Origin of the sequence: Mesorhizobium ventifaucium, from assembly GCF_935822925.1 — a bacterium.
GTDB classification, from domain to species: domain Bacteria; phylum Pseudomonadota; class Alphaproteobacteria; order Rhizobiales; family Rhizobiaceae; genus Mesorhizobium; species Mesorhizobium ventifaucium.
This window is the reverse complement of the sequence record NZ_CAKXZS010000011.1, coordinates 206,884-231,045: the sequence shown is the minus strand read 5'-3', so window position 1 is coordinate 231,045 and position 24,162 is coordinate 206,884. Positions and strand designations below refer to the sequence as shown.

The 24,162-nt window shown below is 62.9% G+C and carries 19 protein-coding genes and 2 pseudogenes; 9 read left to right on the top strand and 12 right to left on the bottom strand.

Annotated elements, in window-relative coordinates; translation table 11 throughout:
- Positions 1 to 15: 15 nt before the first annotated feature.
- From NMG70_RS09365 to NMG70_RS09355, 3 genes are all read right to left on the bottom strand, one after another.
- The gene (locus tag NMG70_RS09365) at positions 16 to 723 is read right to left on the bottom strand and encodes an SDR family NAD(P)-dependent oxidoreductase (RefSeq protein WP_254024230.1); all 708 of its coding nucleotides are present in this window, start codon (positions 721 to 723) and stop codon (positions 16 to 18) included.
- Between the two features lie 161 nt (positions 724 to 884).
- Entirely contained in the window at positions 885 to 2,465 is a 1,581-nt protein-coding gene (locus NMG70_RS09360) for a 5-guanidino-2-oxopentanoate decarboxylase (RefSeq protein ID WP_254024229.1), read from the bottom strand.
- Positions 2,462 to 3,310, bottom strand: coding sequence for a dimethylarginine dimethylaminohydrolase family protein (locus NMG70_RS09355; protein ID WP_254024509.1), 849 nt, complete (start codon positions 3,308 to 3,310; stop codon positions 2,462 to 2,464). Before NMG70_RS09355 ends, NMG70_RS09360 begins: the two co-directional genes overlap by 4 nt.
- Positions 3,311 to 3,528: 218 nt before the next feature.
- Between NMG70_RS09355 and NMG70_RS09350 the strand changes: the two genes are divergently transcribed.
- From NMG70_RS09350 to NMG70_RS09320, 7 genes are all read left to right on the top strand, one after another.
- Positions 3,529 to 4,341: an ABC transporter ATP-binding protein gene (locus NMG70_RS09350; RefSeq protein WP_301555146.1), complete on the top strand. Its 813-nt coding sequence runs from the start codon at positions 3,529 to 3,531 to the stop codon at positions 4,339 to 4,341.
- Between the two features lie 55 nt (positions 4,342 to 4,396).
- Complete coding sequence (locus NMG70_RS09345; protein WP_254024507.1) at positions 4,397 to 5,191, top strand: transporter substrate-binding domain-containing protein; 795 nt, start codon at positions 4,397 to 4,399, stop codon at positions 5,189 to 5,191.
- Between the two features lie 191 nt (positions 5,192 to 5,382).
- Entirely contained in the window at positions 5,383 to 6,048 is a 666-nt protein-coding gene (locus NMG70_RS09340; protein WP_254024506.1) for an ABC transporter permease, read from the top strand.
- On the top strand, positions 6,048 to 6,860 hold the full coding sequence (locus NMG70_RS09335) for an ABC transporter permease (protein WP_254024228.1): 813 nt from the start codon (positions 6,048 to 6,050) through the stop codon (positions 6,858 to 6,860). Before NMG70_RS09340 ends, NMG70_RS09335 begins: the two co-directional genes overlap by 1 nt.
- 35 nt (positions 6,861 to 6,895) lie before the next feature.
- Positions 6,896 to 7,897: an Ldh family oxidoreductase gene (locus NMG70_RS09330; protein WP_254024227.1), complete on the top strand. Its 1,002-nt coding sequence runs from the start codon at positions 6,896 to 6,898 to the stop codon at positions 7,895 to 7,897.
- A 232-nt stretch (positions 7,898 to 8,129) separates the two neighbouring features.
- The gene (locus NMG70_RS09325; RefSeq protein WP_254024226.1) at positions 8,130 to 8,582 is read left to right on the top strand and encodes a DoxX family protein; all 453 of its coding nucleotides are present in this window, start codon (positions 8,130 to 8,132) and stop codon (positions 8,580 to 8,582) included.
- Between the two features lie 151 nt (positions 8,583 to 8,733).
- Positions 8,734 to 9,708, top strand: coding sequence for a complex I NDUFA9 subunit family protein (locus NMG70_RS09320; protein ID WP_254024225.1), 975 nt, complete (start codon positions 8,734 to 8,736; stop codon positions 9,706 to 9,708).
- Positions 9,709 to 9,853: 145 nt separating this feature from the next.
- Here the strand turns inward: NMG70_RS09320 and NMG70_RS09315 are convergent.
- Positions 9,854 to 11,223: pseudogene (locus NMG70_RS09315) on the bottom strand (cytochrome P450).
- A 336-nt stretch (positions 11,224 to 11,559) separates the two neighbouring features.
- On the opposite strand from NMG70_RS09315, the gene gyrB reads away from it, so the two are divergent.
- The gene (gyrB, locus tag NMG70_RS09310; protein WP_254024224.1) at positions 11,560 to 14,031 is read left to right on the top strand and encodes a DNA topoisomerase (ATP-hydrolyzing) subunit B; all 2,472 of its coding nucleotides are present in this window, start codon (positions 11,560 to 11,562) and stop codon (positions 14,029 to 14,031) included.
- A 245-nt stretch (positions 14,032 to 14,276) separates the two neighbouring features.
- The gene (locus NMG70_RS09305) at positions 14,277 to 15,194 is read left to right on the top strand and encodes a hypothetical protein (protein ID WP_254024223.1); all 918 of its coding nucleotides are present in this window, start codon (positions 14,277 to 14,279) and stop codon (positions 15,192 to 15,194) included.
- A gap of 101 nt (positions 15,195 to 15,295) precedes the next feature.
- Here NMG70_RS09305 and NMG70_RS09300 read toward each other — a convergent pair whose 3' ends face one another.
- The 8 genes and pseudogenes from NMG70_RS09300 to NMG70_RS09265 all read right to left on the bottom strand — a co-directional run bounded on the left by NMG70_RS09300 (position 15,296) and on the right by NMG70_RS09265 (position 24,078).
- Positions 15,296 to 16,801: a hypothetical protein gene (locus NMG70_RS09300; protein ID WP_254024222.1), complete on the bottom strand. Its 1,506-nt coding sequence runs from the start codon at positions 16,799 to 16,801 to the stop codon at positions 15,296 to 15,298.
- A gap of 157 nt (positions 16,802 to 16,958) precedes the next feature.
- A complete protein-coding gene (locus tag NMG70_RS09295; RefSeq protein WP_254024221.1) occupies positions 16,959 to 18,356 on the bottom strand; it encodes an NAD(P)(+) transhydrogenase (Re/Si-specific) subunit beta in 1,398 nt (465 codons plus the stop codon).
- Positions 18,357 to 18,362: 6 nt separating this feature from the next.
- Positions 18,363 to 18,788, bottom strand: coding sequence for a proton-translocating transhydrogenase family protein (locus NMG70_RS09290; protein WP_436798363.1), 426 nt, complete (start codon positions 18,786 to 18,788; stop codon positions 18,363 to 18,365).
- Positions 18,788 to 20,059 carry a Re/Si-specific NAD(P)(+) transhydrogenase subunit alpha gene (locus NMG70_RS09285; RefSeq protein WP_254024219.1) on the bottom strand — a complete coding sequence of 424 codons (1,272 nt, stop codon included), beginning with the start codon at positions 20,057 to 20,059 and terminating at the stop codon, positions 18,788 to 18,790. The genes NMG70_RS09290 and NMG70_RS09285 overlap by 1 nt, the downstream gene beginning before the upstream one ends.
- A gap of 84 nt (positions 20,060 to 20,143) precedes the next feature.
- Positions 20,144 to 20,368 carry an aa3-type cytochrome c oxidase subunit IV gene (locus NMG70_RS09280; protein ID WP_127315826.1) on the bottom strand — a complete coding sequence of 75 codons (225 nt, stop codon included), beginning with the start codon at positions 20,366 to 20,368 and terminating at the stop codon, positions 20,144 to 20,146.
- Between the two features lie 199 nt (positions 20,369 to 20,567).
- Positions 20,568 to 20,717, bottom strand: coding sequence for a DUF3096 domain-containing protein (locus tag NMG70_RS09275; RefSeq protein WP_065006071.1), 150 nt, complete (start codon positions 20,715 to 20,717; stop codon positions 20,568 to 20,570).
- Between the two features lie 123 nt (positions 20,718 to 20,840).
- The gene (locus NMG70_RS09270; protein WP_254024505.1) at positions 20,841 to 21,632 is read right to left on the bottom strand and encodes an N-acyl amino acid synthase FeeM domain-containing protein; all 792 of its coding nucleotides are present in this window, start codon (positions 21,630 to 21,632) and stop codon (positions 20,841 to 20,843) included.
- Between the two features lie 135 nt (positions 21,633 to 21,767).
- Positions 21,768 to 24,078: pseudogene (locus tag NMG70_RS09265) on the bottom strand (putative bifunctional diguanylate cyclase/phosphodiesterase).
- Between the last annotated feature and the right edge of the window lie 84 nt (positions 24,079 to 24,162).

Sequence of the window (24,162 nt, the reverse complement as noted above, 5' to 3'; positions counted from 1 at the left end):
AAACAAAGAGGTAAATCAAGCCCTGCCGTAAAGCGGCACCAGCGTGCCGCTCATCGCCAGATTGGCCGGCGAAGCGAGATAGGCAATGGCCTCCGCGGCCGCTTCGAGGCTGACCCATTTGCCGAAATCGGCGGCCGGCATGTCAGCCCGGGTGGCCGGCGTGTCGAGCGTCGAGGGCGCGACCGCGTTGACCAGGATTCCCTTGCCCTTGAGTTCTTCCGCCATCGCCACCGTCATTGCCGCGACCGCTGCCTTGCTGGCGGCATAGGCGACCATGCCGGAACCGCGCCGCAGATCGAGCCCGGCGCGCGCCGTGACATTGACGATGCGGCCCGACACGGACGATTCCAGCATCGAGCGTATCGCCGCGCGGCAGCACAGGAAGGTGGTGCGGGCGTTGGTGTCCATCATTTCGGCAAATGACGCGGGCTCGATCTTCTCGACCGGCGCGGCGGTGAAGCCGCCGGCCAGATGGATGGATGCCCACAAATCCGTAACGCTAGCGTAGAACGCATCGACCTTGGCGGGGTCGGCGAGATCGACATTGTGCGCCAGCCTGACGCGCTCATGTGCCGGGAAGGGAAAATTCGCGGGCGCGGCGGCATGGGCATTGGGCACATGGCAGACCGCGCCCTGCTCCAGCAGCTTGCCGACAACCGCGCCACCGAGCGCTCCGGTGCCGCCGGTCACCACAACATGCCTGCCGTCCAGTGTATCCGTCATCTTCGACCGCTCCAGTCACTCATATGCCGCGCCGCCGCAGAAGGTCGCGCCTTTCGCGCAATCACTCAACAGAAATCTCGATAACGCAGCGTCGTTTGCGCGCGTCAAACCGGCGGCCATCCGACGAGGATCGCATCCCCAGGCAGACGCTGCCACAGCACTCAATTGACAGTGATCTCGATGACATACGGCAGTCCGGTCGCCCGCGCGCGCTTGAGTACGTCTGCCAGATGACCGATGCCGGCGAGCCGCTCGGCGGCAATGCCATAGGCCTCGGCCAGCTTGCAGAAATCAGGCGGCGCCGGCGATACGCCGATCGGCTCGACGCCGACCTCGAGCATCGAGGTTTCGATTTCGCGATAGCCGCGATTGTTCCAGACGACGAAGATCACCGGCGCTGCGGCGTCGAGCGCGGCACCCAGTTCCGGCAGCGTGAACTGGAAACCACCGTCGCCAGTGAGACAAACCACCGGCGCATCAGGCACGGCAAGGGCCGCACCGATCGCCGCCGGCGGACCATAGCCCAGGGCGCCGAAGCCGGTGGCGGCGTTGAACCAGCCGCCCGGACGGTCGTGATCGTAATAGAGGTTGGCGGCGTAGATCGGCTGGGTCGAATCGCCGACGATGATCGAGCCCGGCAACGCATCGCGGATCACCTCGACGGCGCGCGTTTGCGCCTGGAGGGCCGGGGCCATTTCGGCAAAGGCCGCTTGCCTTGTCGCAGCGGCGCGAGCCTGACCGTCGCCCGATGGCGGCTGGTCCGTGCCAATTTCGACAAGCAGCGCCTCGAGTGCTACGCCACAATCGGCCTGGATCGGAATCCGGGCCGGCCGGCGGGCAAGCTGGTCGGCGCCGATGTCGATGCGGATCAGATTGGGCGGCAGAACAAAGCCACCGTCGCTATATCCATCATAGTCGGTCGGGCCGAATTCGGTGCCGGCGGCAATGACCAGATCGGCCTCGGCCATCAATGCACGCACCGCCTTCAGGCTGGGGCTCGCCGGCACGCCGAGCGGATGGCGATGCAGCAGACCGCGGGCATTGGCCGTCTGGACAACCGGCGCTCCCAGCCTTTCGGCAAGGCGCTGCAACGGTGCTTCGGCTCTCTTGGCGCCGCCGCCGGCAAGGATCAGCGGGCGGCGGGCAGCCGCGCAAAGCCTTGCCGCCTCTGCTATCGCCGCCGCATCCGGTTCGGGCGGCGCGACATTCATCAGCAAAGCCGCGATGCCGTCGGCCGGCTTGACCATGATATCAGTTGGGATCTCGATATGGACAGGACCGGGGCGCGATGACGAAAACAGGGCGAAGGCGCGGGTAAGCACGCCCGGCAGTTCGTCGGCGTCAGTGACACGGTGCGAGAACAGCGCCACCTTCTCCATCATGCCGCGCTGGTCAGGCAGTTCGTGCAGATGGCCGAGGCCCTTGCCCAGCGTCGGCGTGGCGTTGACGCCTGAGATCACCAGCATCGGAACCGAATCGGCGCGGGCCTGGCCCATTGCGGTTATGGTGTTGGTCAGCCCCGGTCCGGTGATGACGAAGGCGACGCCAGGCTTGCCGCTGGCGCGCGCATAACCGTCGGCCATGAAGCCGGCGCCCTGCTCATGACGCGGGGTGACGTGGCGGATCTTCGAGCGCGCCAGCCCGCGATAGAGTTCGACCGTATGCACACCGGGAATGCCGAAGACCGTGTCGACGTCATGGGCTTCGAGCAAAGTGATGAGGGCTTCGCCGACTGTCGTCATTGTCTGAGCACCGGACGCGTGAGGCAGGTCGGGCCGCCCTCGCAGGCGATGCACAGCGCGTCCGCCTCGAAGATCGAAACCCTGCAGCCGGCGGCCGCCATGGCCGCCGCCGTCTTCGGGAAGCCGGCAACGGCGATCACCTCGCGCGGCGCAGTCGGCAGCACATTGAGGCTGAGGCCGTTGGAGGCGAAGAACTCCTCGGCGTCGCCCTCGACCAGGCGAATGCCGCGCGCCCGAAGCATCTGGTAGAAGGCAGCCGGCAAAAGCGGTGCATAGACCAGCGCCAGATCGTCGGCGAGCGGACTGACCACCGACATCAGATGCAGGCAGGCCTCCTCGCCATGCCAGAGCGGCAGGTCGTAACCATAGACCTGGATACCCTTGGGGGTGAGCAGGTTGGCGAGTTGCTGGATGCCATTCTGGTTGGTGCGGACGCCGCGGCCGACGGCCAGCGTCCGAGAATCCACCCAGACGCAGTCACCGCCTTCGACTTGGCCGGGATGCTCGATGCGGCCGAGTATAGGCACGCCCATGCGCTTGTAGGCCGCCTCGTGCAGGCCGGGCTCAGCCAGGCGCAGCGCCTTGCCCATGGCAAGAATGATGGCGCCGTGGTCGGTCATCAACGAAGGATCGTGCGTGAAGACCGAATCGGCAAGCCCGTCATCGGCGTCGGTCAGCCATTCGATCTCGGCGCCGGATGCCAGAATCAGCGTCGTCAGCGCCTCATGCTGGGCAGCGGCCTTTTGCGGATCGAAGCCCGGACCATAGTGCCATTCCGATGCTTTGGCGCGGTGCATGGCGCTTGCCGCGGACCGCATCAGCACGCGCTGCAGGGCCCCGGCCATGGATTGCGACCCGTATGCTTTACCCACCAAGTGCTCCTGAACCATGCCACCCAGCCAATAGCCACTCAGCGAGCCGCGATCAATGGTCCAAAAAGCATGGTTGACGGAGGCAAGCGGAACGGTCCATCTTGAGAATAAGAAGTCTGTCCAGTGATGGTAATGGGTAAAAAATTCCAGCAGCGACGGGTCCAGCCACTTCGTAAGGCACCCCAAAGGTGATAGCGCAAGGCACGGCCCCCGCCCTGAAGTACACGGCGCAGAACGACGCCGCCGAAGCCATCCATGTCGAGAACCTGCACAAAAGATTCGGCGAACTGCATGTGCTGAAGGGTGTTTCGCTGTCGGCGCGCGACGGTGAGGTCATCGCCATCATCGGCGGCAGCGGCTCGGGCAAGTCGACGCTGCTGCGCTGCATCAATTGCCTGGAGAACCCGACCAGCGGAATCGTCCGCGTCAATGGCGAGGAGATCCGGATGAAGGCCGACAGTCACGGCCACACCGTCCCCGCCGACCGCAAGCAGATCGAGCGCATCCGCTCCAAGCTCGGCATGGTCTTCCAGAATTTCAATCTGTGGAGCCACATGACGCTGATCGAGAACGTCATCGAGGTTCCGGTGCATGTTCTGGGCGTCAAGCGCGACGTGGCCACCGCGGAGGCCGAAAAGCTGCTCGCCCGCGTCGGCTTGGCCGAAAAGCGCGATGTCTATCCGGCCTTTCTGTCGGGTGGCCAGCAGCAGCGTGCGGCCATCGCCCGGGCGCTGGCCATCAATCCGCGCGTCATGCTGTTCGACGAGCCGACCTCGGCGCTCGACCCGGAACTGATCGGCGAGGTGCTGAAGGTGATCGGCGATCTGGCGCGCGAGGGCCGCACCATGGTGCTGGTGACCCACGAGATGAAGTTCGCCCGCGAAGTCGCGACGCATGTCGTCTACCTCTACAACGGGTTGGTCGAGGAAGAAGGGCCGCCGGAGCAGATCTTCGGTGCGCCCAAATCCGAAAGGCTGAAGCAGTTTCTGCGCAATGTTGGATGACTTGCGAGAAGAGCAGACGGGAACGTCAAAACCAAAAAACGGGAGAACTGAAAAAATGAAACCTTTTCTCAAAACGGCGCTCGCGGCCACGCTGATCGCGTTGTCGGGCGCATTTTCGGCAAGCGCCGAACAGATCAAGGTGGGTTTTTCGCCCGAAGCCTATCCGCCGTTTTACTCGCAGGATGCTTCCGGCAACTGGGGTGGCTGGGAAGTAGACATCGTCAACGCCATCTGCGGCGAAGCCAAGCTGGATTGCGTATTGACGCCGATCCCGTGGGACGGCCTTATCCCGGCGCTTAAAACCAAGAAGATCGACGCGATCATGAATTCGATGTCCATTACCAACGAACGCAAGAAGGAAATCGATTTTTCGGAGAAATACTACAATACGCCGACTGCGGTGATCGGCGCCAAGGATCAGAAATTCGATGCGACGCCAGAGGGGCTGAAAGCCAAGATAGTCGGCGTTCAGGCGTCCACGGTGCACGCTGCTTACGCCAAGAAGCACTTCACCGATGCTGCCGAGATCAAAGAATACCAGACGCAGGACGAGGCAAATCAGGATCTCGCCGCCGGCCGGATCGATGCCACTCAGGCCGATTCGATCGCGCTCGACGCATTTTTGAAGTCGGATCAAGGCAAAGCGTGCTGCGACCTCAAAGGTTATGTCGCACCGGACCTTGAAGTGCTCGGGCCTGGCGTCGGCGCCGGCGTACGCCAAGGCGACACCGAGCTCAAGGACAAGCTCAATGCCGCAATCAAGGCCATCCGCGCCAATGGCAAGTATGCCGAAATCACCAAGAAGTACTTCGACTTCGACATTTACGGCGAAGAGTCGCAGTCCAACTGACGGCAGCGGCATCAAGCCGGGCATGCCTAGCCGCCATCGTCGCGATGGCACGTCCGGCTTGATACATCATTGGCGGCTCAACCCGGAAGTCCAGGGGACATAAGCTGAGCGACGTTCTCGCCACCATCTTCGGAGCCAGTTCGCTGGAATTGCTCTCCCTCCAGCCGCCGAACGGCAGGGGTCTCAGCCTTCTGCATGGGCTGGCAAACTCCGTCGGAATTGCTTTCGGCTCTTTTGGAGTCGGTCTCGTGATCGGCGTCGGCGGCGCTTATGGCAAGCTCTATGGCGGGCCGGTGGTCCGTGACCTGCTGGAAGTCTACACCACCGTGGTCCGCGCCGTGCCCGAACTGGTGCTGATCCTGCTGCTTTATTTCGCTGGTACCGACCTCATCAACCAGCTGCTCACCGCGCTCGGCCATGCCGCAATCGATATCAACGGTGTTGTCGCCGGGATAGGCGTGCTCGGGGTCGTCCAGGGCGCCTACTCTACCGAAGTCTTGCGCGGCGCGATTCTCGGCATTCCGCAGGGCCAGATCGAAGCCGCGCGGGCATATGGAATGCCCCCCGGCCTGCTTCTCAGGCGTATCACGCTACCTGCGATGCTGCCCTTCGCCATCCCAGGGCTGGCAAATCTGTGGCTGATCGCCACCAAGGACACCGCGCTTCTCGCGATCGTCGGCGTCAATGAACTGACGCAAACCACACGGACGGCAGCCGGCGCGACGAAGGCTTATTTCACCTTCTTCATGGCGGCGGGCGCGCTCTATCTTGCTCTGACCCTCGTCTCCAACGTCGTCATCGGGCGTGTTGAGCGCTGGGCGCGACGCGGCATGCCATCGATCGCGGGATCTCACTGATGGCGGCTGCCGAAACCCCGGTCATTAACGCCGCCGCCCGAGCTTCGCTCTGGATGCAGCCACATCGGATAGCCCTGATCCTGATCGCGGTGGTTATCATATTGGCGTCGATTTTCCTCATGCGCTGGGATTGGCTGCCCACCTATCTGCCGCTGGCGTTGCAGGGCATATGGCGGACCATATGGCTGCTGGTGGTGACGTCGGCTCTGGGCATCGCGCTCGCTATCCCCCTCGGCCTCGCGCAGGCGATCGGCCCGCCGATTCTGAGCGTTCCGGCCAAGGTGTTCTGCACGGTTATTCGTGGTACGCCGCTGCTGCTCCAGCTCTGGCTGCTCTACTTCGGACTCGGTTCGCTGTTTCCACAGTTTCCGTGGATACGCGAGTCGTTCCTCTGGCCCATTCTCAGGCAGGCATGGCCCTACGCGGTTCTTTCGCTGACGATTTCCTATGCTGGCTACGAAGGCGAAGTGATGCGTGGCGCCTTCGCAGGCGTACCGAAAGGTCAACTCGAGGCGGCCCGAGCTTTCGGCATGAGCCGTTGGAAAATGTTCAGGCGAGTATGGCTTCCGCAGGCGATCCACCGGGCGCTGCCGACGCTGGCCGGCGAAACCGTTCTCCAGCTGAAGGCAACACCGCTGGTGGCGACCATAACCATGGTCGACATCTATGCCGTAGCCTCGAGGGTGCGTCAGGATCTGTTCGTCACCTACGAACCCTTGCTGCTTCTGGCGTTGGTCTATATGGCCATCACCGGTATCCTGGTCTTCGGCTTCCGCCGGCTCGAGGCGCGGATTCCGAACCGGCTCGGCTGACATCGAGACAGTTTCACGAATTCAGGACTTACGAAATGCAACTCAGTCTCGACCAGGCGACAGGGCTGTGCCGGATGGCGGCGCTCGGCGCCGGCGCCAATGAGGAAGCGGCGCAGTCGCTCGCAGCCTCCATCGTAGCGGCCGAGGCAGAAGGTCTGTCGACGGTCGGACTGTCGCATTTCATCGACTATCTCGAAGCGCTGGAGGCCGGCCGCATCGACGGCAAGGCCGAGCCGGTCATCACCAGGCCGGCTTTGGCGATCTATCTCTCCGACGCGCGCGGCGGTCTGGCGCATACCGGCTTCGACCGCACCATCGACGATCTCGCCAAGGCGGCGCGCCTGTTCGGCGTTGCCATCTTTTCGCAGAAGAACGCCTATACATGCGGCGCGCTCGGCTATTTCACCGGACGGCTGGCCGCGCAGGGGCTGGTGTCCTTCGCCGCGACCAATGGACCGGCCGTGCTTGCCGGCTCCGGCTCGGTCAAGCCGGTCTATTGCACCAACCCGATGTCCTTCGCCGCGCCCGCCGCCGACGGAGCGCCGCTGGTGATCGACCAGTCATCGAGCGCGACCGCCTTTGTGAACATCCGCAAGGCGGCCGAGGACGGCAAGAGAATTCCAGAAGGCTGGGCACTGGACGCGAGCGGCAACCCGACCACCGATCCCGCCGCCGCCATGAAAGGCGCGATGCTTGCCTTTGGCGGCCAGCGCGGCGCCAACATCGCACTGATGGTCGAAGTGCTGGCGGCGGGCCTGTCAGGCGCCAACTGGTCCCTCGATGCGCCATGGTTCACCGACGGCCCGGATAGTCCCGGAACCGGCCTCTTCGTGCTGGCTGTCGAGCCCAAGCTGCTCGATCCGAATTTCGAGAAGCGCATAAAAGATCAGCTCGACCGGTTGCGCCGCCGCTACGGCGTGCATGTCCCCGGCCGTGCCCGAGCGGAAGCGGCGGAGAAGGCAGCGGCACGGGGCATAACGGCTCCGAAAGCCGTGGTGCAGCGCATCTCCGAATTCGCCGCCCGGTATTCTTCCTGAAGACGTCCTTCGGATAGTTGATCGCGCGAAAGCGGGCGTACTTGCCGTTACGCCCAGGCTGCCTCGTCGAACCACGTTTCGGAAACAGAAGTCACCCAGAGAACCCCGCGTCGGCTGGGTTTTCCAGGTTCTCTCGCATCTGATCAGTTAACATGTGTGGTCAACTTTTGTTCATTTGACTTTGACCGAGGTGGACGGGTGTTTGCGCGAAGCAGCAAAAGAGGAGCCCCAAATGTCCGCAAGCACCGACAATCCCAGCACCAATCTTTTCGTTCCGGCCCTTGGCAGCCTCTATGCGGCGCTGCACACCACCTCTGAAACCATCCTGCGCGCCGTGGCCGGCATCTTCCTCACCATCCATGGCTCTGGCAAGATCACCGACCCGCTCGGCGCCGCCGAGATGGTCGAAGGCCTCGGCTTCTATCCTGGCGCGTTCTGGTCGGTGCTGCTGGCCTGCACCGAGTTCTTCGGCGGCATCTTCATCGCCATCGGTCTCTTGACCCGCCCTGCCGCCTTCGCCGGAATGTTCGTGCTTCTGGTCACCGTCTGGTTCCACTGGGTCACCATGGGCGAGGGCTTTTCGGGCGCTGAAAAATCGCTGCTATGGGCGGCGATCCTGTTCTTCTTTGTGATTCGCGGCGGCAACCGCCAATCGGTCGACGCGCGCATCGGCAAGGCGTTCTGAACCAGCCGACACCGCGGCAAACGGCGACAAAGGAACGCCCTTTGCCTTCGGCGCTAAACGGACTATGAACGGCTTCAGCCAAGCACCAGTAAATCTGGGCACCAGTAATCTGGGCACCAGTAAATCTGGAAAAACTGCGCCGGAGCCAGCAATGACCGAAATCCTGCAGACCCCAAAGCTCGTCGTCGTGTTCGGCGGCTCCGGCTTTGTCGGCCGCCATGTGGTGCGGGCGCTGGCCAGGCGCGGCTACCGCATCAGGGTCGCCTGCCGCCGGCCCGATCTCGCCGGCCATCTGCAGCCGCTCGGCAATGTCGGCCAGATCCAGCCGGTGCAGGCCAATATTCGCGTGCGCTGGTCGGTCGAACGCGCCGTGCAGGGCGCCGACCATGTCGTCAATTTGGTGGCCATCCTACATGAGAGCGGCCGGCAAAAGTTCACGCCCGTCCACGAGTTCGGCGCACGCACGGTCGCCGAAGCGGCGCGCGCCGTCGGCGCCGGCCTCACCCATATCTCGGCGCTGGGAGCCGATCTGAACGCACAATCCGAGTATGCGCGCACCAAGGCGCTCGGCGAAAAGGCGGTTCTAGAGACGATCGAGGATGCCGTCATCTTGCGGCCCTCGATCAATTTCGGCCCGGAGGACAGTTTCTTCAACCGCTTCGCCAATATGGCGCGCTATTCGCCGGTGCTGCCACTGATCGGCGGCGGGCGGACCAAATTCCAGCCGGTCTATGTCGGCGATGTCGCCGAGGCGGTGGCGCGCTCGGTCGACGGCAAAGTCCAGGGCGGCCGGATCTACGAGCTTGGCGGACCTCAGGTGCTCACCTTCAAGCAATGCATGCAGGAACTGCTTGCCATGATCGACCGCAAGCGGCTCCTGGTGTCGGTGCCGTGGTGGGTGGCGAACATGCAGGCATCGATCCTCGGGCTTTTGCCCAATCCGCTGCTGACCAAGGATCAGGTCCTGCAGCTGCGCGAACACAACATTGTGTCGGATGCGGCCGTCAGGGAAAACAGGACGCTGGCCGGTCTCGATATCCAGCCACAGTCGATCGGCAGCATCCTGCCGAGCTATCTCTGGCGCTACCGGCCCGCCGGCCAATTCCAGCGCAAGACGGCGGAATAGCCAATCAGGCCGCTCACTAAAGCGCGTCGCGTTTGACCCGGCCTCATGCGACGCGCTTTAGGCTGTTGTTTTATGCATGTCGTTATCGCAAAACCGCTGCACACCCGCGGGTCAAGCCCGAGGGCATGCTTTTGCGCGACATGCACTAAAGGCGCCGCGTGACCTGCATCGGCAGGCCGCCCTGCGGTTGCGTCGTCAGTTTCTGCACCGGCCACGGTTTGGTCTCGGCGGTGGTATCGAAGCGGAAGCGCGACAGCATGATCGCCAGAGCGATGATCGCCTCCTGCATGGCAAAGCTGGTGCCGATGCAGACGCGAGGACCGGCGCCGAACGGCAAATACTGGAAGCGGTCGATCTTCTCGCGATTTGCCGGATGGAAACGTTCGGGCATGAAGGCGTCGGGCCGGTCCCACAGCTTGCGATGGCGGTGGACGACCCACGGCATGACCAGCACCGCAGCACGCCTCGGTATGTAGAGGCCGTTCCAGGTTTCAGGCTCGATCGGCTCGCGGTTGATCGACGGCGCCGGCGGGTAAAGCCTGAGCCCCTCCTCGAAGGCGGCGCGGGTGAACGGCATGGCGTCGAGCCACTTTGTCGGGTCGAGCTCTCGCGCTAGAACCGCGTCGATCTCGCGCTCGACCTTTTCGCGCTCCCAAGGCGCTTCGGCCAGGCAATAGAGCGTCCAGCCGAGCGCACGCGCCGTGGTTTCATGGCCGGCCCCGATGAAGGTGATGATGTTGTCCTCGACCTCGGCGCGCGTCAGCCCGTCCGGTCCCTCCGCCTTGAGCAAAAGCGTGAGGAAATCCTGCGGCACTTGTCCGGATCGTGCTTGACCCGCTCTTCGCGCATTTTGACAGTGTCGGTGACGATCTTGCGGAAATAGGCCATGGTTTTGCGGCCGCGGATGCGGGTCAGGCGCGGCAGCCAATCTGGCGCCCGCAACAGGTCGAGCGGATCGACCCGGCCCATGGTTTCGAATAGCCGGTCGATCTCCTTGGCGAAGCTGCCCGGCTCACCGGATATCTCACTGGAAAACAGCGTCTCGGCCAGGATATCAAAGGTAAGCAGCGTCATGTCGTGGGCGATGTCCGACGTGCCGCCATCCTCGTAGCGCGTGACGAACTCCCGCGTGCGCCTCAGCATCGGCTCGGCAAAACCGAAGATGTGGCGCGGCGTGAACACCGGCGCCATCGCCTTGCGTGAACGCCGCCAGACCTCACCCTCGGCGGTCAGCAGGCCGTCGCGCAGGATCGGTCGCAGGATCATCTGGCGCACCGTCGCCATCTTGTAATTTTTGGCATTGTCGACCAGCACGTGGCGAATGAGGCCGGGGTCGTTGGCGATGACCAGAGGCCCGCCGATGCCGGTCACCGAAATCCAGGGTTCGTTGTAGGTCGGCTCGCCCCACAGTTCGAGCGGGTTGCGATAGACGATGCGGATCATCTCCAGCGTCGAAGGCGGCGACGTGCGCGGCTTCGGCGCCGGCGGGACGAAGGGGGCGGGCTGACTGTCCATGGCGTGCTCCGCTGGTCATCCCAATGTAGTGGCTGTCAATGCCAGCGTCCATGTCGCCGGAGGGCAAGGGCGAAGCGCCCGCTCTCCGGAAATGTGACCGGGCACCGTACATGATCGTCGACAGGCCGGCCTGCTCTTGTTGCCGCCACTCAGTTCTCAAATTGGTTCCACATTTGGGTCCGCTGTTCTGGCCGGCCAAGCGTGCTCTTCTTCCATTCGGAAATGCTTGCAAACCTTGGAAAAACCGCCTTTTGCACCTATATCTTGAACATCAAGGACGCGCGATTCGGAGCCGATTTTTGCGCTGGATGTGCGGCATCAATCAGACAGGTTTTCATGAGCGATCAGATCGACAACGCCAACGGCGCTGAGGCCGAATACGGCGCCGATTCCATCAAGGTTTTGAAGGGGTTGGACGCCGTCCGCAAGCGGCCCGGCATGTATATCGGCGATACCGACGACGGCTCGGGCTTGCATCACATGGTCTATGAGGTCGTCGACAACGCTATCGACGAGGCGCTGGCCGGCCATGCCGACCTCGTCACGGTGACGCTCAATCCCGACGGTTCGGTGACAGTCATCGACAATGGCCGCGGCATTCCGACCGATATCCACACCGGCGAAGGCATTTCGGCGGCCGAAGTGATCATGACGCAGCTGCATGCCGGCGGCAAGTTCGACCAGAACTCCTACAAGGTGTCCGGCGGCCTCCACGGCGTCGGCGTCTCGGTCGTCAACGCGCTGTCGGCTTGGCTGAAGCTGAAAATCCGCCGCAACGGCCAGATCTACGAGATGAGCTTCTCGCATGGCAATGCCGACGGGCCGCTGAGGGTCACCGGCAGCTATGAGCAGCGCAAGGTTGCCGGCACCTATGAGGGGCGCAGCGGCAGCGAGATCACTTTCTTTCCGTCGACCGAGACCTTCACCATGGTCGAGTTCGACTTCGGCACGCTGGAGCACCGGCTGCGCGAACTCGCCTTCCTGAATTCCGGCGTGCGCATCATTTTGACCGATGCCCGCCATGCCGACGTCGTGCGCCATGAGCTGCACTATGATGGCGGGCTCGAGGAATTCGTCAGATATCTCGACCGCGTCAAGAAGCCCCTGATCGACAAGCCGATTGCAATCAAGGCCGAGCGCGACGGCATCACCGTCGAAGTCGCCATGTGGTGGAACGACAGCTACCACGAGAACGTGCTGGCCTTCACCAACAACATTCCGCAGCGCGACGGCGGCACGCATCTTGCCGGTTTCCGCGGCGCGCTGACGCGCCAGATCACCGGCTACGGCGAATCCACGGGCCTCACCAAAAAGGAGAAGGTGGCGCTGATCGGCGACGATTGCCGCGAAGGGCTGACGGCGGTGTTGTCGGTCAAGGTTCCCGACCCGAAATTCTCCTCGCAAACCAAGGACAAGCTGGTCTCGTCCGAAGTCCGTCCGGTGGTGGAAGGGCTCGTCAACGAGGCGCTCGGCACCTGGCTCGAAGAACACCCGACCGAGGGCAAGGTAGTCATCGAGAAGGTCATCCAGGCGGCAGCGGCGCGCGAAGCCGCGCGCAAGGCGCGCGACATCACACGCAAGAGCTCGCTCGGCGTCACTTCGCTGCCCGGCAAGCTGGCCGACTGCCAGGAACGCGACCCGGCAAAGTCCGAAATCTTCATCGTCGAGGGTGACAGCGCCGGCGGCTCGGCCAAGGGCGGCCGTTCGCGCCAGAACCAGGCCATTCTTCCACTGCGCGGCAAGATCCTCAACGTCGAGCGGGCCCGGTTCGACCGTATGCTCGGCTCCGACATGATCGGCACGCTGATCACAGCGCTCGGCACCTCGATCGGCAAGGACGAGTTCAACGCCGACAAATTGCGCTACCACAAGATCATCCTGATGACCGACGCCGACGTCGACGGCGCCCACATCCGCACCTTGCTGCTGACCTTCTTCTTCCGGCAGATGCCGGAGCTGATCGAGCGCGGGCATCTCTACATCGCCCAGCCGCCGCTCTATAAGGTGACGCGCGGCAAGAGCTCGCAATACATCAAGGACGAAAGCGCCTTCGAGGAATTCCTGATCGGCTCAGGGCTGGAAGAGGCGTCGCTTGCGCTCAGCACCGGCGAGGTGCGGGCCGGGCAGGACCTGCGCAGCGCCATCGACGATGCGCTGGCGGTGCGCCAGCTCATCAACGGGCTGCACACCCGCTATAACAGGGGCGTGGTCGAACAGGCGGCGATCGCCGGCGCGCTCAATCCGGACGTCTTCGCCGATCTCGGCCAGGCCAACGCTATGGCTGAGCGTGTCGCCCGGCGTCTCGACATCATCGCCGAGGACACCGAACGCGGCTGGACCGGCCGCATGTCGACCTCGAACGAAGGGGTCGGCGGCTATGTGTTCGAGCGCACGGTGCGCAGCGTCAAGGAATTCGCGCATCTTGATCTCGCGCTGATCAATTCGGCCGACGCCCGCCAACTCGACCGCTATGCGCCGCGCCTTGCAGAAGTCTATGGAGAGCCGCCGGTGCTTCGCCGCAAGGATGTATCAGAAACTATCTCGGGACCGCTGGCGCTGCTCAACGCCGTGTTTGCCACCGGCCGCAAGGGCCTGACCATGCAGCGCTACAAGGGCCTCGGCGAAATGAACGCCGAGCAGCTCTGGGAGACCACGCTCGACCCGAATGTGCGCTCGCTCTTACAGGTCAAGGTCAATGACGCAACGGACGCCGACTCGCTGTTTTCGCGGTTGATGGGCGACGAGGTCGAGCCCAGGCGCGAGTTCATCCAGGAAAACGCGCTGTCGGTGGCCAATCTGGATATTTAAAGCCCAAGCAGCTGCTCAGCTTCGGACACTTAAGCTATTGGTAGGCCCAGGCCCACCAACGATCCCTGCTGCGTCGCAACAAAGGATCATGAGGGCCGGTCGGAACGGAAGAGCATCCAAGGCATTGTAATCGATCACAATCGCCGCAGGAGGCACTCATGGGACGTGGCATTTTGCTCTGGCTTCTCGGAGTCCCGATTCCGATCATTATTCTCATCATGCTTTTCGCACGTTAGGGGGCTGACATGCAGTCAACCCTAACGGCTGTCGACGTTTCCGCACCGACGGAATCCTCTTCTACCGCTGTCAGCTGGGGGCCAATCGTGGCCGGCGCCTTTGCTGCCTCGACGCTAACATTGATCCTGATGCTGCTCGGCTCCGGGCTCGGGCTGACGATGGTTTCGCCGTGGTCCGGCTTGAGCACCTCGGTCACAACTTTCGCGGCCTCCACCGCCGCGTGGCTGATCATCGTGCAGTGGCTGTCGTCGGCCGTCGGCGGTTATCTTGCCGGGCGCCTGCGCACCAAATGGGTCGGCGTCCACACCGATGAGGTCTTTTTCCGCGATACCGCACACGGCTTCCTCGCCTGGGCGCTTGCAACGTTGCTCGTAGCCGGCGTTCTCGGCTCGGCGCTTTCCGCAGCTGTCGGAACCGGCGTCCAAGCCGCTTCGACAGTCGCGTCGGGCGCGGCAATGGGCGCTTCGGCCGGTGCTACTGCTAACGCCGGAGGCGCCGCGACCGACAACGCAACGTCGTACTTCGTCGATGCGTTGTTCCGCCAGGCCGATGCGGCCAGGCTTGCCGCCGCCAACCCGGAGAGCGATGCAGCGGCGACGGCGCAGGCTTCGCGCATTTTGATCGCGAGCGCCGCAGCAGGCGAAGTGTCTGCCGACGACAAGACCTATCTGTCGCAGCTGGTGGCTGCCCGAACCGGGCTGTCGGAACCGGATGCCAGGGCTCGTGTCGATGCGGTGCTTGCCCGTGTCGAGGAGGCGAAGGTCCAGGCCCAGCAGGCTGCCGATACCGCCAGGAAAGCCGGTGCCACCTTCGCGCTGCTTGGCGCACTGTCGCTGGTCGTCGGCGCCTTCATCGCGAGCGCCGCGGCGGCACTTGGCGGCAGGCAACGCGACGACGAGGAGGCGGTCTTCCTGACCAACCGCTGATCGGTGCTGAGGGCGATGACGGGACTGTGCCCCGGCATCGACCGGTTGTGTTCACACGTCATCGCCACGGATTGCACGCTGGTTCGCCCAAACGAGCGGGCCTATCTTCCCGCAGAAGTCGTCGGCGCGGCCTGGCTTGGCTCCAGTTTGCGGCCGAGATCGACGGCGTCACGCAGCACGCCGATATGCGAACGCGGCGGCGTGCCGGCGGCCGCCGCGACCTCGACGCCGGTCGCGTTCAGCGACCAGTAGAGCCTGTGGGTGAAGATGCGGCCAAGCGAACTGCGCAGCTCGACCTGAATGTTCTCCACGCCCGGGCCGAAATTTTCCGCCATCGGTCCGGAGATCGGGTCGCCGGTCAGCCAGCCATTGCCCCTGTCGAAGATGTTGGTCCAGCGCGTGGCGGCAAACACCGCACCATGATGCACCGCGCGCTGCGGCTTGCCCGAACGGCTGCGCCCTTCCTGATAGAGGACGGTTCCACCGGCCGCCGTGTCGGCGATCGGCGGACATGCCGAGAACAGCCGCTCAGCGATGCCGCGCCTGAATTCGGCGAGATTGTAGGTCACCAGAAATTCGCTGTGGGTCAGCGGGCTGCCGAGCGTGACGAAATCGCTGATCTTCCACGGCAATGGATGATCGGTGTCCCTGGTACGGAGCTGGCGGTAGAGCTCCCATTGGGCGCGCCGGAATCCGGAAAGATCATCCAATTTGTCGGGCCACGCAGAACCATCGGCGTTGAGCGTAGCCTTGTCGACGGCGCGGATCGCTTTCAGTCTCGCCCTGTCGCGGACCGCTTCCAGCTTTCGAGGCCTGAAATCGGCCCACAATATCTGCAGCAGATCATAGGCGATAATCGATCCCAAGCTGTGCGAGACCAGCACGATGCGGTCGTAGCCGTCGTCCATCATGAGGCGCCTCAGCAGCGTCAGGCCGCGGTCGCGGACAAGCGCGCGCTTCTCGACCGTTGCCGCTTCAGCACGCACATAGGCGGCCACATCACCGAAATAAGGAAGACCGAACCGGTCCACCGACCAGATGACGAACGAGGCCAGGATCGTGGCGAGCGTGCCCGTGGTCCAGGAAATATCTCCCTGCAAGGCCGACGTGGCGAGCACAAGCGCCGCGCCCAAGACTGCTATGACGGCCAGAAGCGTGACGACATAGAGCCCGCGGGCGTCGCGCGGAATGTCGGCGGGCTTGCACCAGAGCAGATTTGTCACCCAGGCCGCAAGCCGGCCCCGCGTCGTGCCTTGCGTGATGTCGGCCCAGTAAAGCTCGTAGAAATCGGTGCGGCGGCCATCGACATCGTAAGGGGTGGTGATCCGGCGAAGCTCGTGCGAGTTCGTCCGGCTGTCGGGCGTGATCCAGCTCTGGTTGATCTTCGCGCCGGCGGGACCGCCCGGATCGGCGACATGGGCATAAAACGGCGCGCGGGCGGGATCATGACTCCAAACAGCCTGAACAAATTCCCTCAGCGTGCCCATCGGTCGCTGTTCGCCCATGCCATGCACGATAACCACGGCCTGGCCGAGCTTGCGCGGCGCCTTTCCGGAGGCCGGCGGACTGGTCTTGGCCGGCGACGCAACAGGATGAGGGTCGGACACCAGTGCCTCCATTGGTGACAATCCCGGAACAGAACCCATCGTAGCTCTGAACCCGGCATGTGAGCTAAGGACGCCGGATGCTCAGGGACAAGAAAAAACCCGGCGCGGGGCCAGGCTTTTGTTGAGCAACTAACGATATCGGGGCCGCCAACCCGGATCAATGATCCATGGCCTTGACGATCTCTTCGGTCATCTTCTTGGCGTCGCCGAGCAGCATCATGGTGCCGTCCTTGTAGAACAGCGTATTGTCAATGCCGGCATAGCCGGAGCCGAGCGAGCGCTTGACGAACACACAGGTGCGAGCCTTGTCGACGTCGAGGATCGGCATGCCGTAGATCGGCGACGACTTGTCGTCGCGGGCGGACGGGTTGGTGACGTCGTTGGCGCCGATGACATAGGCGACGTCGGCCTGCGCGAATTCGGAGTTGATGTCCTCGAGTTCGAACACTTCGTCGTAGGGCACATTGGCTTCGGCCAGCAGCACGTTCATGTGGCCGGGCATGCGGCCGGCGACCGGATGAATGGCGTACTTCACGTCGACGCCATTGGCCTTGAGCTTGTCGGCCATCTCGCGCAACGCATGCTGCGCCTGGGCGACCGCCATGCCGTAACCAGGCACGATGATGACCTTCTGCGCGTTCATCATCAGATAGGCGGCATCGTCGGCCGAACCCTGCTTGACCGTGCGCTCGATGCCGTCGTCGGCTGTGGCGGAAGTCTCGCCGCCGAAGCCGCCGAGGATGACCGAGATGAACGACCGGTTCATGCCCTTGCACATGATGTAGGACAGGATCGCGCCGGACGAGCCGACCAGTGCGCCGGTGATGATCAGCGCCAGATTGCCGAGCGTGAAGCCGAGCGCTGCAGCGGCCCAGCCCGAATAGGAATTCAGCATCGAGACGACCACCGGCATGTCGGCGCCGCCGATCGGGATGATGAGAAGGACGCCAAGGACAAGCGATGCCGCCACGATCAGCCAGAACACCAGTTTGGACTCGGTGGTGACCAGCAGCACGATCAGCACGACCAGCCCGATGCCGAGGGCGGCGTTGATGAAATGGCGGCCGCCGATCATGATCGGCTTGCCCGACATGCGGCCGTCGAGCTTGAGGAAGGCGATGACCGAGCCGGTGAAGGTGATGGCGCCGATGGCGACGCCGAGGCTCATCTCGATCAGCGCCTGGGCGTGGATATCGGCGACCGTGCCGATGCCGAAGCTTTCCGGTGCATACACGGCGGCAGCCGCCACCATGACGGCGGCAAGCCCAACCAGCGAATGGAAGGCGGCGACCAGCTGCGGCATCGAGGTCATGGCGATGCGCCGTGCGGTGACCGCGCCGACCGAGCCGCCGATCAAAAGACCGAGCACAATGAGGCCGAAGCCTCCCGCCGAAGGGGTCGCCAGCGCCAGCGTGGTGGCAATGGCGATGCCCATGCCGATCATGCCGTACATGTTGCCCTGGCGGCTCGTGGTCGGGTGCGACAGGCCGCGCAATGCTAGGATGAACAGGATGCCGGAGACCAGATAGAGGAAGGAGGCGAAGTTGGCGTTCATGGCGCTCTACTTGTCCTTCTTCTTGTACATCGCCAGCATGCGCTGGGTGACGAGAAAGCCGCCGAAGATGTTGACCGACACCAGCATCAGCGCGACGAAGCCGAAGCCGGTGGCGATGCCGGACGCCGAGATGCCGACGGCAAGCAGCGCGCCGACGACGATGACCGAGGAAATGGCGTTGGTGACGGCCATCAGTGGCGTATGCAGCGCCGGTGTGACCGACCAGACGACGTAATAGCCGACAAAGATCGCCAGCACGAAAATGGCGAAGCGGAAGACGAACGGATCGATCGCCCCGCCGGACAGCGCGTGCGCGGCGTCGCCCGCCGCACCGGTGCCGCCTGGAGCCGTGGCCAGATCCTGCACGGCGAGACGGACGGCGGCGGTCGCCTGGTCGAGCTGGTCAAGGGCTTTCTGCAAGGTATGGTCCATCACGCGATCCCTTTCGGCTTGCTGGCGGGCGATTTGGGTGCGGCAAGTTTCCTGGATGCGGCAGCTTTCTTTGGCGCGGCCGGTTTTTCTGCGGCAGCGGGCTTCGCTGGCTCATTGGAGGCGATCATCACCGCCGGTTTGCCGACGAAGGCCGGATGCACGACCTGACCGCCATCGGTCAGCATCGTCGCCTTGACCAATTCGTCGTCGCGGTTGATGGCAAGCATCTTGGTGGTCTTGTCGACCAGTGTCTCGAGGAACGCAAAGAGGTTCCTGGCGTAGAGCAGCGAGGCGGAGGCCGCGACGCGGCCCGGCACGTTGAGATGGCCGACGATTTTCACCCCGTTGGCCGTGGTTACCACCTGCCCGGGCACAGCGCCTTCGACATTGCCGCCGCGCTCGACCGCGACGTCAACAATCACCGAGCCCGGCTTCATCGAGGCGACCATAGCGGCCGAGACCAGCTTCGGCGCCGGACGGCCAGGAATCAGCGCCGTGGTGATGACGATGTCCTGCTTGGCGATGTGCTCGGCCGTCAGTGCCGCTTGCTTGGCCTGGTATTCCTTAGACATTTCCTTGGCGTAGCCGCCAGCCGTCTCGGCCGCCTTGAACTCCTCATCCTCGACGGCCAGGAACTTTGCGCCCAGCGAGGCAACCTGTTCCTTGGCAGCGGGGCGCACATCGGTGGCGGTGACGACGGCGCCAAGCCGTCTCGCCGTCGCGATAGCCTGCAGGCCGGCGACGCCAACGCCCATGATGAAGGCTTTCGCCGCCGGCACCGTGCCGGCGGCGGTCATCATCATCGGCAGCGCCCGGTCATATTCGGCAGCCGCGTCGATCACCGCCTGATAGCCGGCGAGGTTCGCCTGGCTGGACAGGACGTCCATCGATTGGGCGCGCGTGATGCGCGGCATGAACTCCATCGAGAAGGCGGTGACGCCGGCCCTTGCCAGAGCATCGACCGCAGCATCGTTGCCATAGGGATCGATTATGGCGATCACGGCGGTGCCCGGGCGATAGGCCTTCAGCTCCATCTCATCAGGCCGGCGCACCTTAAGCACCACATCGGCTTTGGCGACATCGCCGGCCTTGCCGATCACAGCGCCGGCCTTGGCGAACTCCTCGTCGGGAATGCGCGATGCCGTGCCGGCGCCGCTTTCGACGATCACGTCGAACCCCAGCCCCGCCAGCCGCTTGACCGTGTCGGGCGAGGCAGCAACGCGCGGCTCGTTCGTATCGAGCTCACGAGGGATGAAAACCGTCTGTCCCACCGCATGATCCTTTCGGCTGGAACCTGTCTGCGCAGGACGCCGGCCGGACTTCCGGCGATGTCGCGGGCAAGGGTTTTGAAGAATTTACCGGAGAATGAAAGCGCCGACGGCGAGGATCAGAACGAACAGGACAAACGCCGAGAAGAAGCCGCCCGCGAAGAAGCCGAAAGCCATTGCCAGAAGCACGGCGGCGCAAAACAGCGATCCGTATTTGGCGAGCATGACAAAGCCGGCATAGGTGCGGTCGTGCTCGGCATAGTCCATCTTCGCGCCTAGTTCGACAGGACCGGTCGGCGAGTGATCAGCCATAGGAATACCCCTTCGAAGACATCTTTCAGGCACATAGCGAAAAGCCAGGCCGAGGGCAATGGCGCTATTGCCGCATCGCTGGAGACATCAGCATCAAAGGAACGTTGAAGCTGCCAGATGCAGGATGACGTTTCGGAGGCGCTCGCGGCTGCCGCCTCGCGCTTGCTTGCTTGCTAACGCGCCGCACCTGCCGGCATTTTCAGCCGGCGAGCTGCGGAAACAGACCAAGCAGGCCGACAACGATCAGATACAGCGCAACGATGTAGTTGAGCAGTCGCGGCATCACCAGAATCAGCACGCCGGCAATCAGCGAGATCAGCGGAGTGAGCGCGAGCGTGGAAATGGTCATGTCGGGTTCCTCTCGATAGAATTGCCGCCGAAGCGATGTAGATTGAGTCGACGCGCCACCGGCGCGCCTCCCAGAACGCCGAAGCGGCCTGAAAGCTCCAGCCGCGCTCCAGATTTGCCGATGTCAGGCGGCTTCGCGGTAGTATTTGGCGGTCGGCAGGATGGTCAGCGGCGCGAGTTCACCGGCACCAGGTGTCTCAAACAGCATGCGCTGTTCCATCGGCGTCGAACGAAAGAATGGGAAACGCTGGAGTACCCGCTCCAAATTGATCTCGTAGTTCGCGTCATAGAGTACCACGGGAACGGTGAATGGAGGATAGTCTCTCGGTTGCCCCACTTGCACGGCACCGAAAATCCGCTGGTAGAAAGCCGTGTGTTCCTTGCGGATCACGCCGAGACAGGCAGTCACGTGGAAGCGGATGCTGGCAATAATTGCTAGCCGCAACGTAACGTAAGGCAGGGCACGATGCATCGATATGAAGTCCGGGTCGGCTGCCAGAAGCGTCGGATTGATGAAGGATTCTCCGCGAAGCAGGCGCGGATGAAGCAGATCGCGGAATCTGGTCATTGCGGGCGCGTAAGGTTCGCTCGGTGTCAGATGATGAATACGGAGCGTACACACAAGGGAATTGTCGACGAAGACACCAAAGCGATAACAGTTCGGCGTGTCGTCGAGCGCATCCGTCATCATCTGGTCGCTGGATTCAGGCAGAAAGCCGTTCAGCCGGTAAGCCTTGTAGCGAAGCCGGTAAATCGCCTCCATGTCTTCACCGCTTTCGCAGCGCCTGTATTCCACGCGCTCAAGAAGGGTCGAAACATTGCGCGAGAAGGAAGACATCCCGCTGAGGTCGGTCAGTCGGTCATCCACATGAACAACCCCTTCGGATACCGCCACAATACAATTCCCTTCTGCCATCTTCACTGCAAACCTATCGTGTGCGGTCGTGGCATAAAAGATGGAAATCCAATCGACGTCGTTTACCTAATATTAACCTTAACTTGCCGCCGCGCGGCACGTCTGGTCGAGTTGGTCGAAAATGAAGCGCGGAAATCAGCTGAGAGCACGTTTGCCCGCAGGCTTCTTATCGGTGGCGAATGGCCAGACCGTGGTAGCCATCGTTCCGATGCCGGATGCTGTCAGCGCTGAACCAAACAAAAAGCCCTGGACCATATCCGGTTGGATAGAATGCGTCAGAATCTTGAGCTGCTCGTAAGTCTCAACGCCCTCGATAGTTACGTTGAGACCGAGAACCCTGATCAGTTCGACCACGCCCTTCAACAGTGCGAGCGAACTCGGGTTCTGGGTGACGTCCATCAGAAACGAGCGGTCAATCTTGACCTTGTCGAGCGGCAGCTTGTGGAGATAGCTCAAGCTCGAATAGCCGGTGCCGAAGTCGTCTAGCGCAATGCGCACGCCAAGCGCTTTCAACTCTTCGATGTACTGACGCGTTAGCGATTTGTCGTCGAGAAGCGCGGTCTCGGTGACTTCGATTTCCAGGCGGCCGGCGGCGAGGCCGGAACCGGCTAGCGCATCACGGACTTTCTGGACAATGCCACTGCTGCGGAAATCCTTGGCCGAAAGGTTGACCGAGACGCTGGTCGGGTCGGGCCATTTGACGCATTCGGCGCATGCCACCTGCAGGACAAACGTGCTGATCTCGGAAATGATGCCCATTTCTTCCGCCAGCGGAATGAAGATGCTGGGCGAGATCGGTCCGAGATCGGGGTGATCCCAACGACACAGCGCCTCGCAACTGGCGATCCGCATCGTGTTCATCGCGACGATCGGCTGATAGACCACCCGCAACCCCTTGCTTTCCACCGCGGTGCGCAGATCCGCCTTCATCAGCTGACGGTCGCGAAATGCCGCATCCATCGATGCCTGGAACAGCCGCCAAGTGTTCTTGCCGAGTTCCTTGGCCTTGTAGAGCGCGAGGTCCGCCTTGACGATCATGGTGTCGACATCGGCGTCCCTGACCCGCGACAGCACCGCGCCACCGCTGGCCTGGATGCGCAGCCCATGGCCGGCGACGTCGACCTCGCCCTGCAGGTCAATGAAAAATCTCGTCGATCTGGCTGGTCAGATGGCTCTCGTCTTCGACGCGGTCGAAGAAGATCATGAACTCGTCGCCGCCGAAACGGCTGACGGTGACGCCTGGTCCGGTGACCGCCGCCAGCCGTTCAGCGACGGCATAGATCAATCCGTCGCCAACCGGGTGGCCAAGCGTGTCGTTGACGCTCTTGAAGTCGTCGAGGTCGAGCACGGTGAGCCCGCAGAGACGCTCGAGGTCACCGGATGCCATCGCCTCTCCGATCAACTCTTGGAAATAGGCGCGGTTGGGCAGGCCGGTGAGGCTATCATAACGCGCCATGAAGCGGATCTTGTCCTCCGCCTCGACGCGGGCCGTCACATCCTCGAAGGTGATGACACCCAGTTCCTGGCTCCCTTCGCGTGCCGAGAACTCATAGTGCTGACCGTTCGCAAGCGAGACGAGAACCTTGCGATCGCGGCCCTCGCGCAGGGCGCGCGTAAGCTGGGCTTCGATGTAGCGGCAGTCCTTCGGCGCCAGCATGCCGCCGGCAACGCCGCGCATCAGCAGGCCGTGGATCGATCGCCCGAGCAGCGCGTCGGGCGACTTGAGCGACATCAGATGCGCGGCTTCGGCATTGGCCACCGCTACCCGGCCGTCGGGGCCGAGCATGACAAGACCATGCGACATGGTGTTCAGGGCGCGATTGAAGCGCTGGGCGATGCGGTTCGCCTTCTTTTCTTCGCTGATTGCTGTAAACAGCACCTTTCGCACAAGATGCGCCATCTTGTTGATAGTGAACATGAACGGGATCACAAAGAGGCCCAGAATGACGTTGTAGACGTCGCCCTTCAGCATCAAGCCGACCGCAATCGGCGCGACCACGGACACGGACAGGATGGCGACCATCCTTCGGGAGCCGAAATTGCGGCCGGCGATGGTGATGGTGCTTGCCAACACCAGCGACACCGCTGCAATCTCGCCAAACAGGTCCGGAACCACGTGGAGGCATACGAACGCGAAAAGTCCGACCGCCGACCCATGAATCGTCCCGGCAACGATGTAGTAGCGTTCCCAGGCAAGCGCGGATTCGTAGGTGACGATGGTGTCGGGACTGACCCTCCGGATCGCAAGATAACGGCCGATGCTAGCGGCAACCATCAGGATGGCGAGCGCGACATAGATTGCCGCAGACGTTTTCCAATACACGAGCAGGCCCATAGCGCCTTGCGTGAAGGCGCCAACGAGCAAGATGCCTGCGTCGCGAAACAGCGAGCGAACGAAGCCAACGTATACGTCCTCGGATATGTCGTCGGGTCGATCTATGTTCATGACCTTGCGGTGTCGCGCGAACCGCAGTCATGTCACAACCGCCTTAAGAAAGGTTTAGAAGGGCCATCTTGAGGCCTGCGTCAA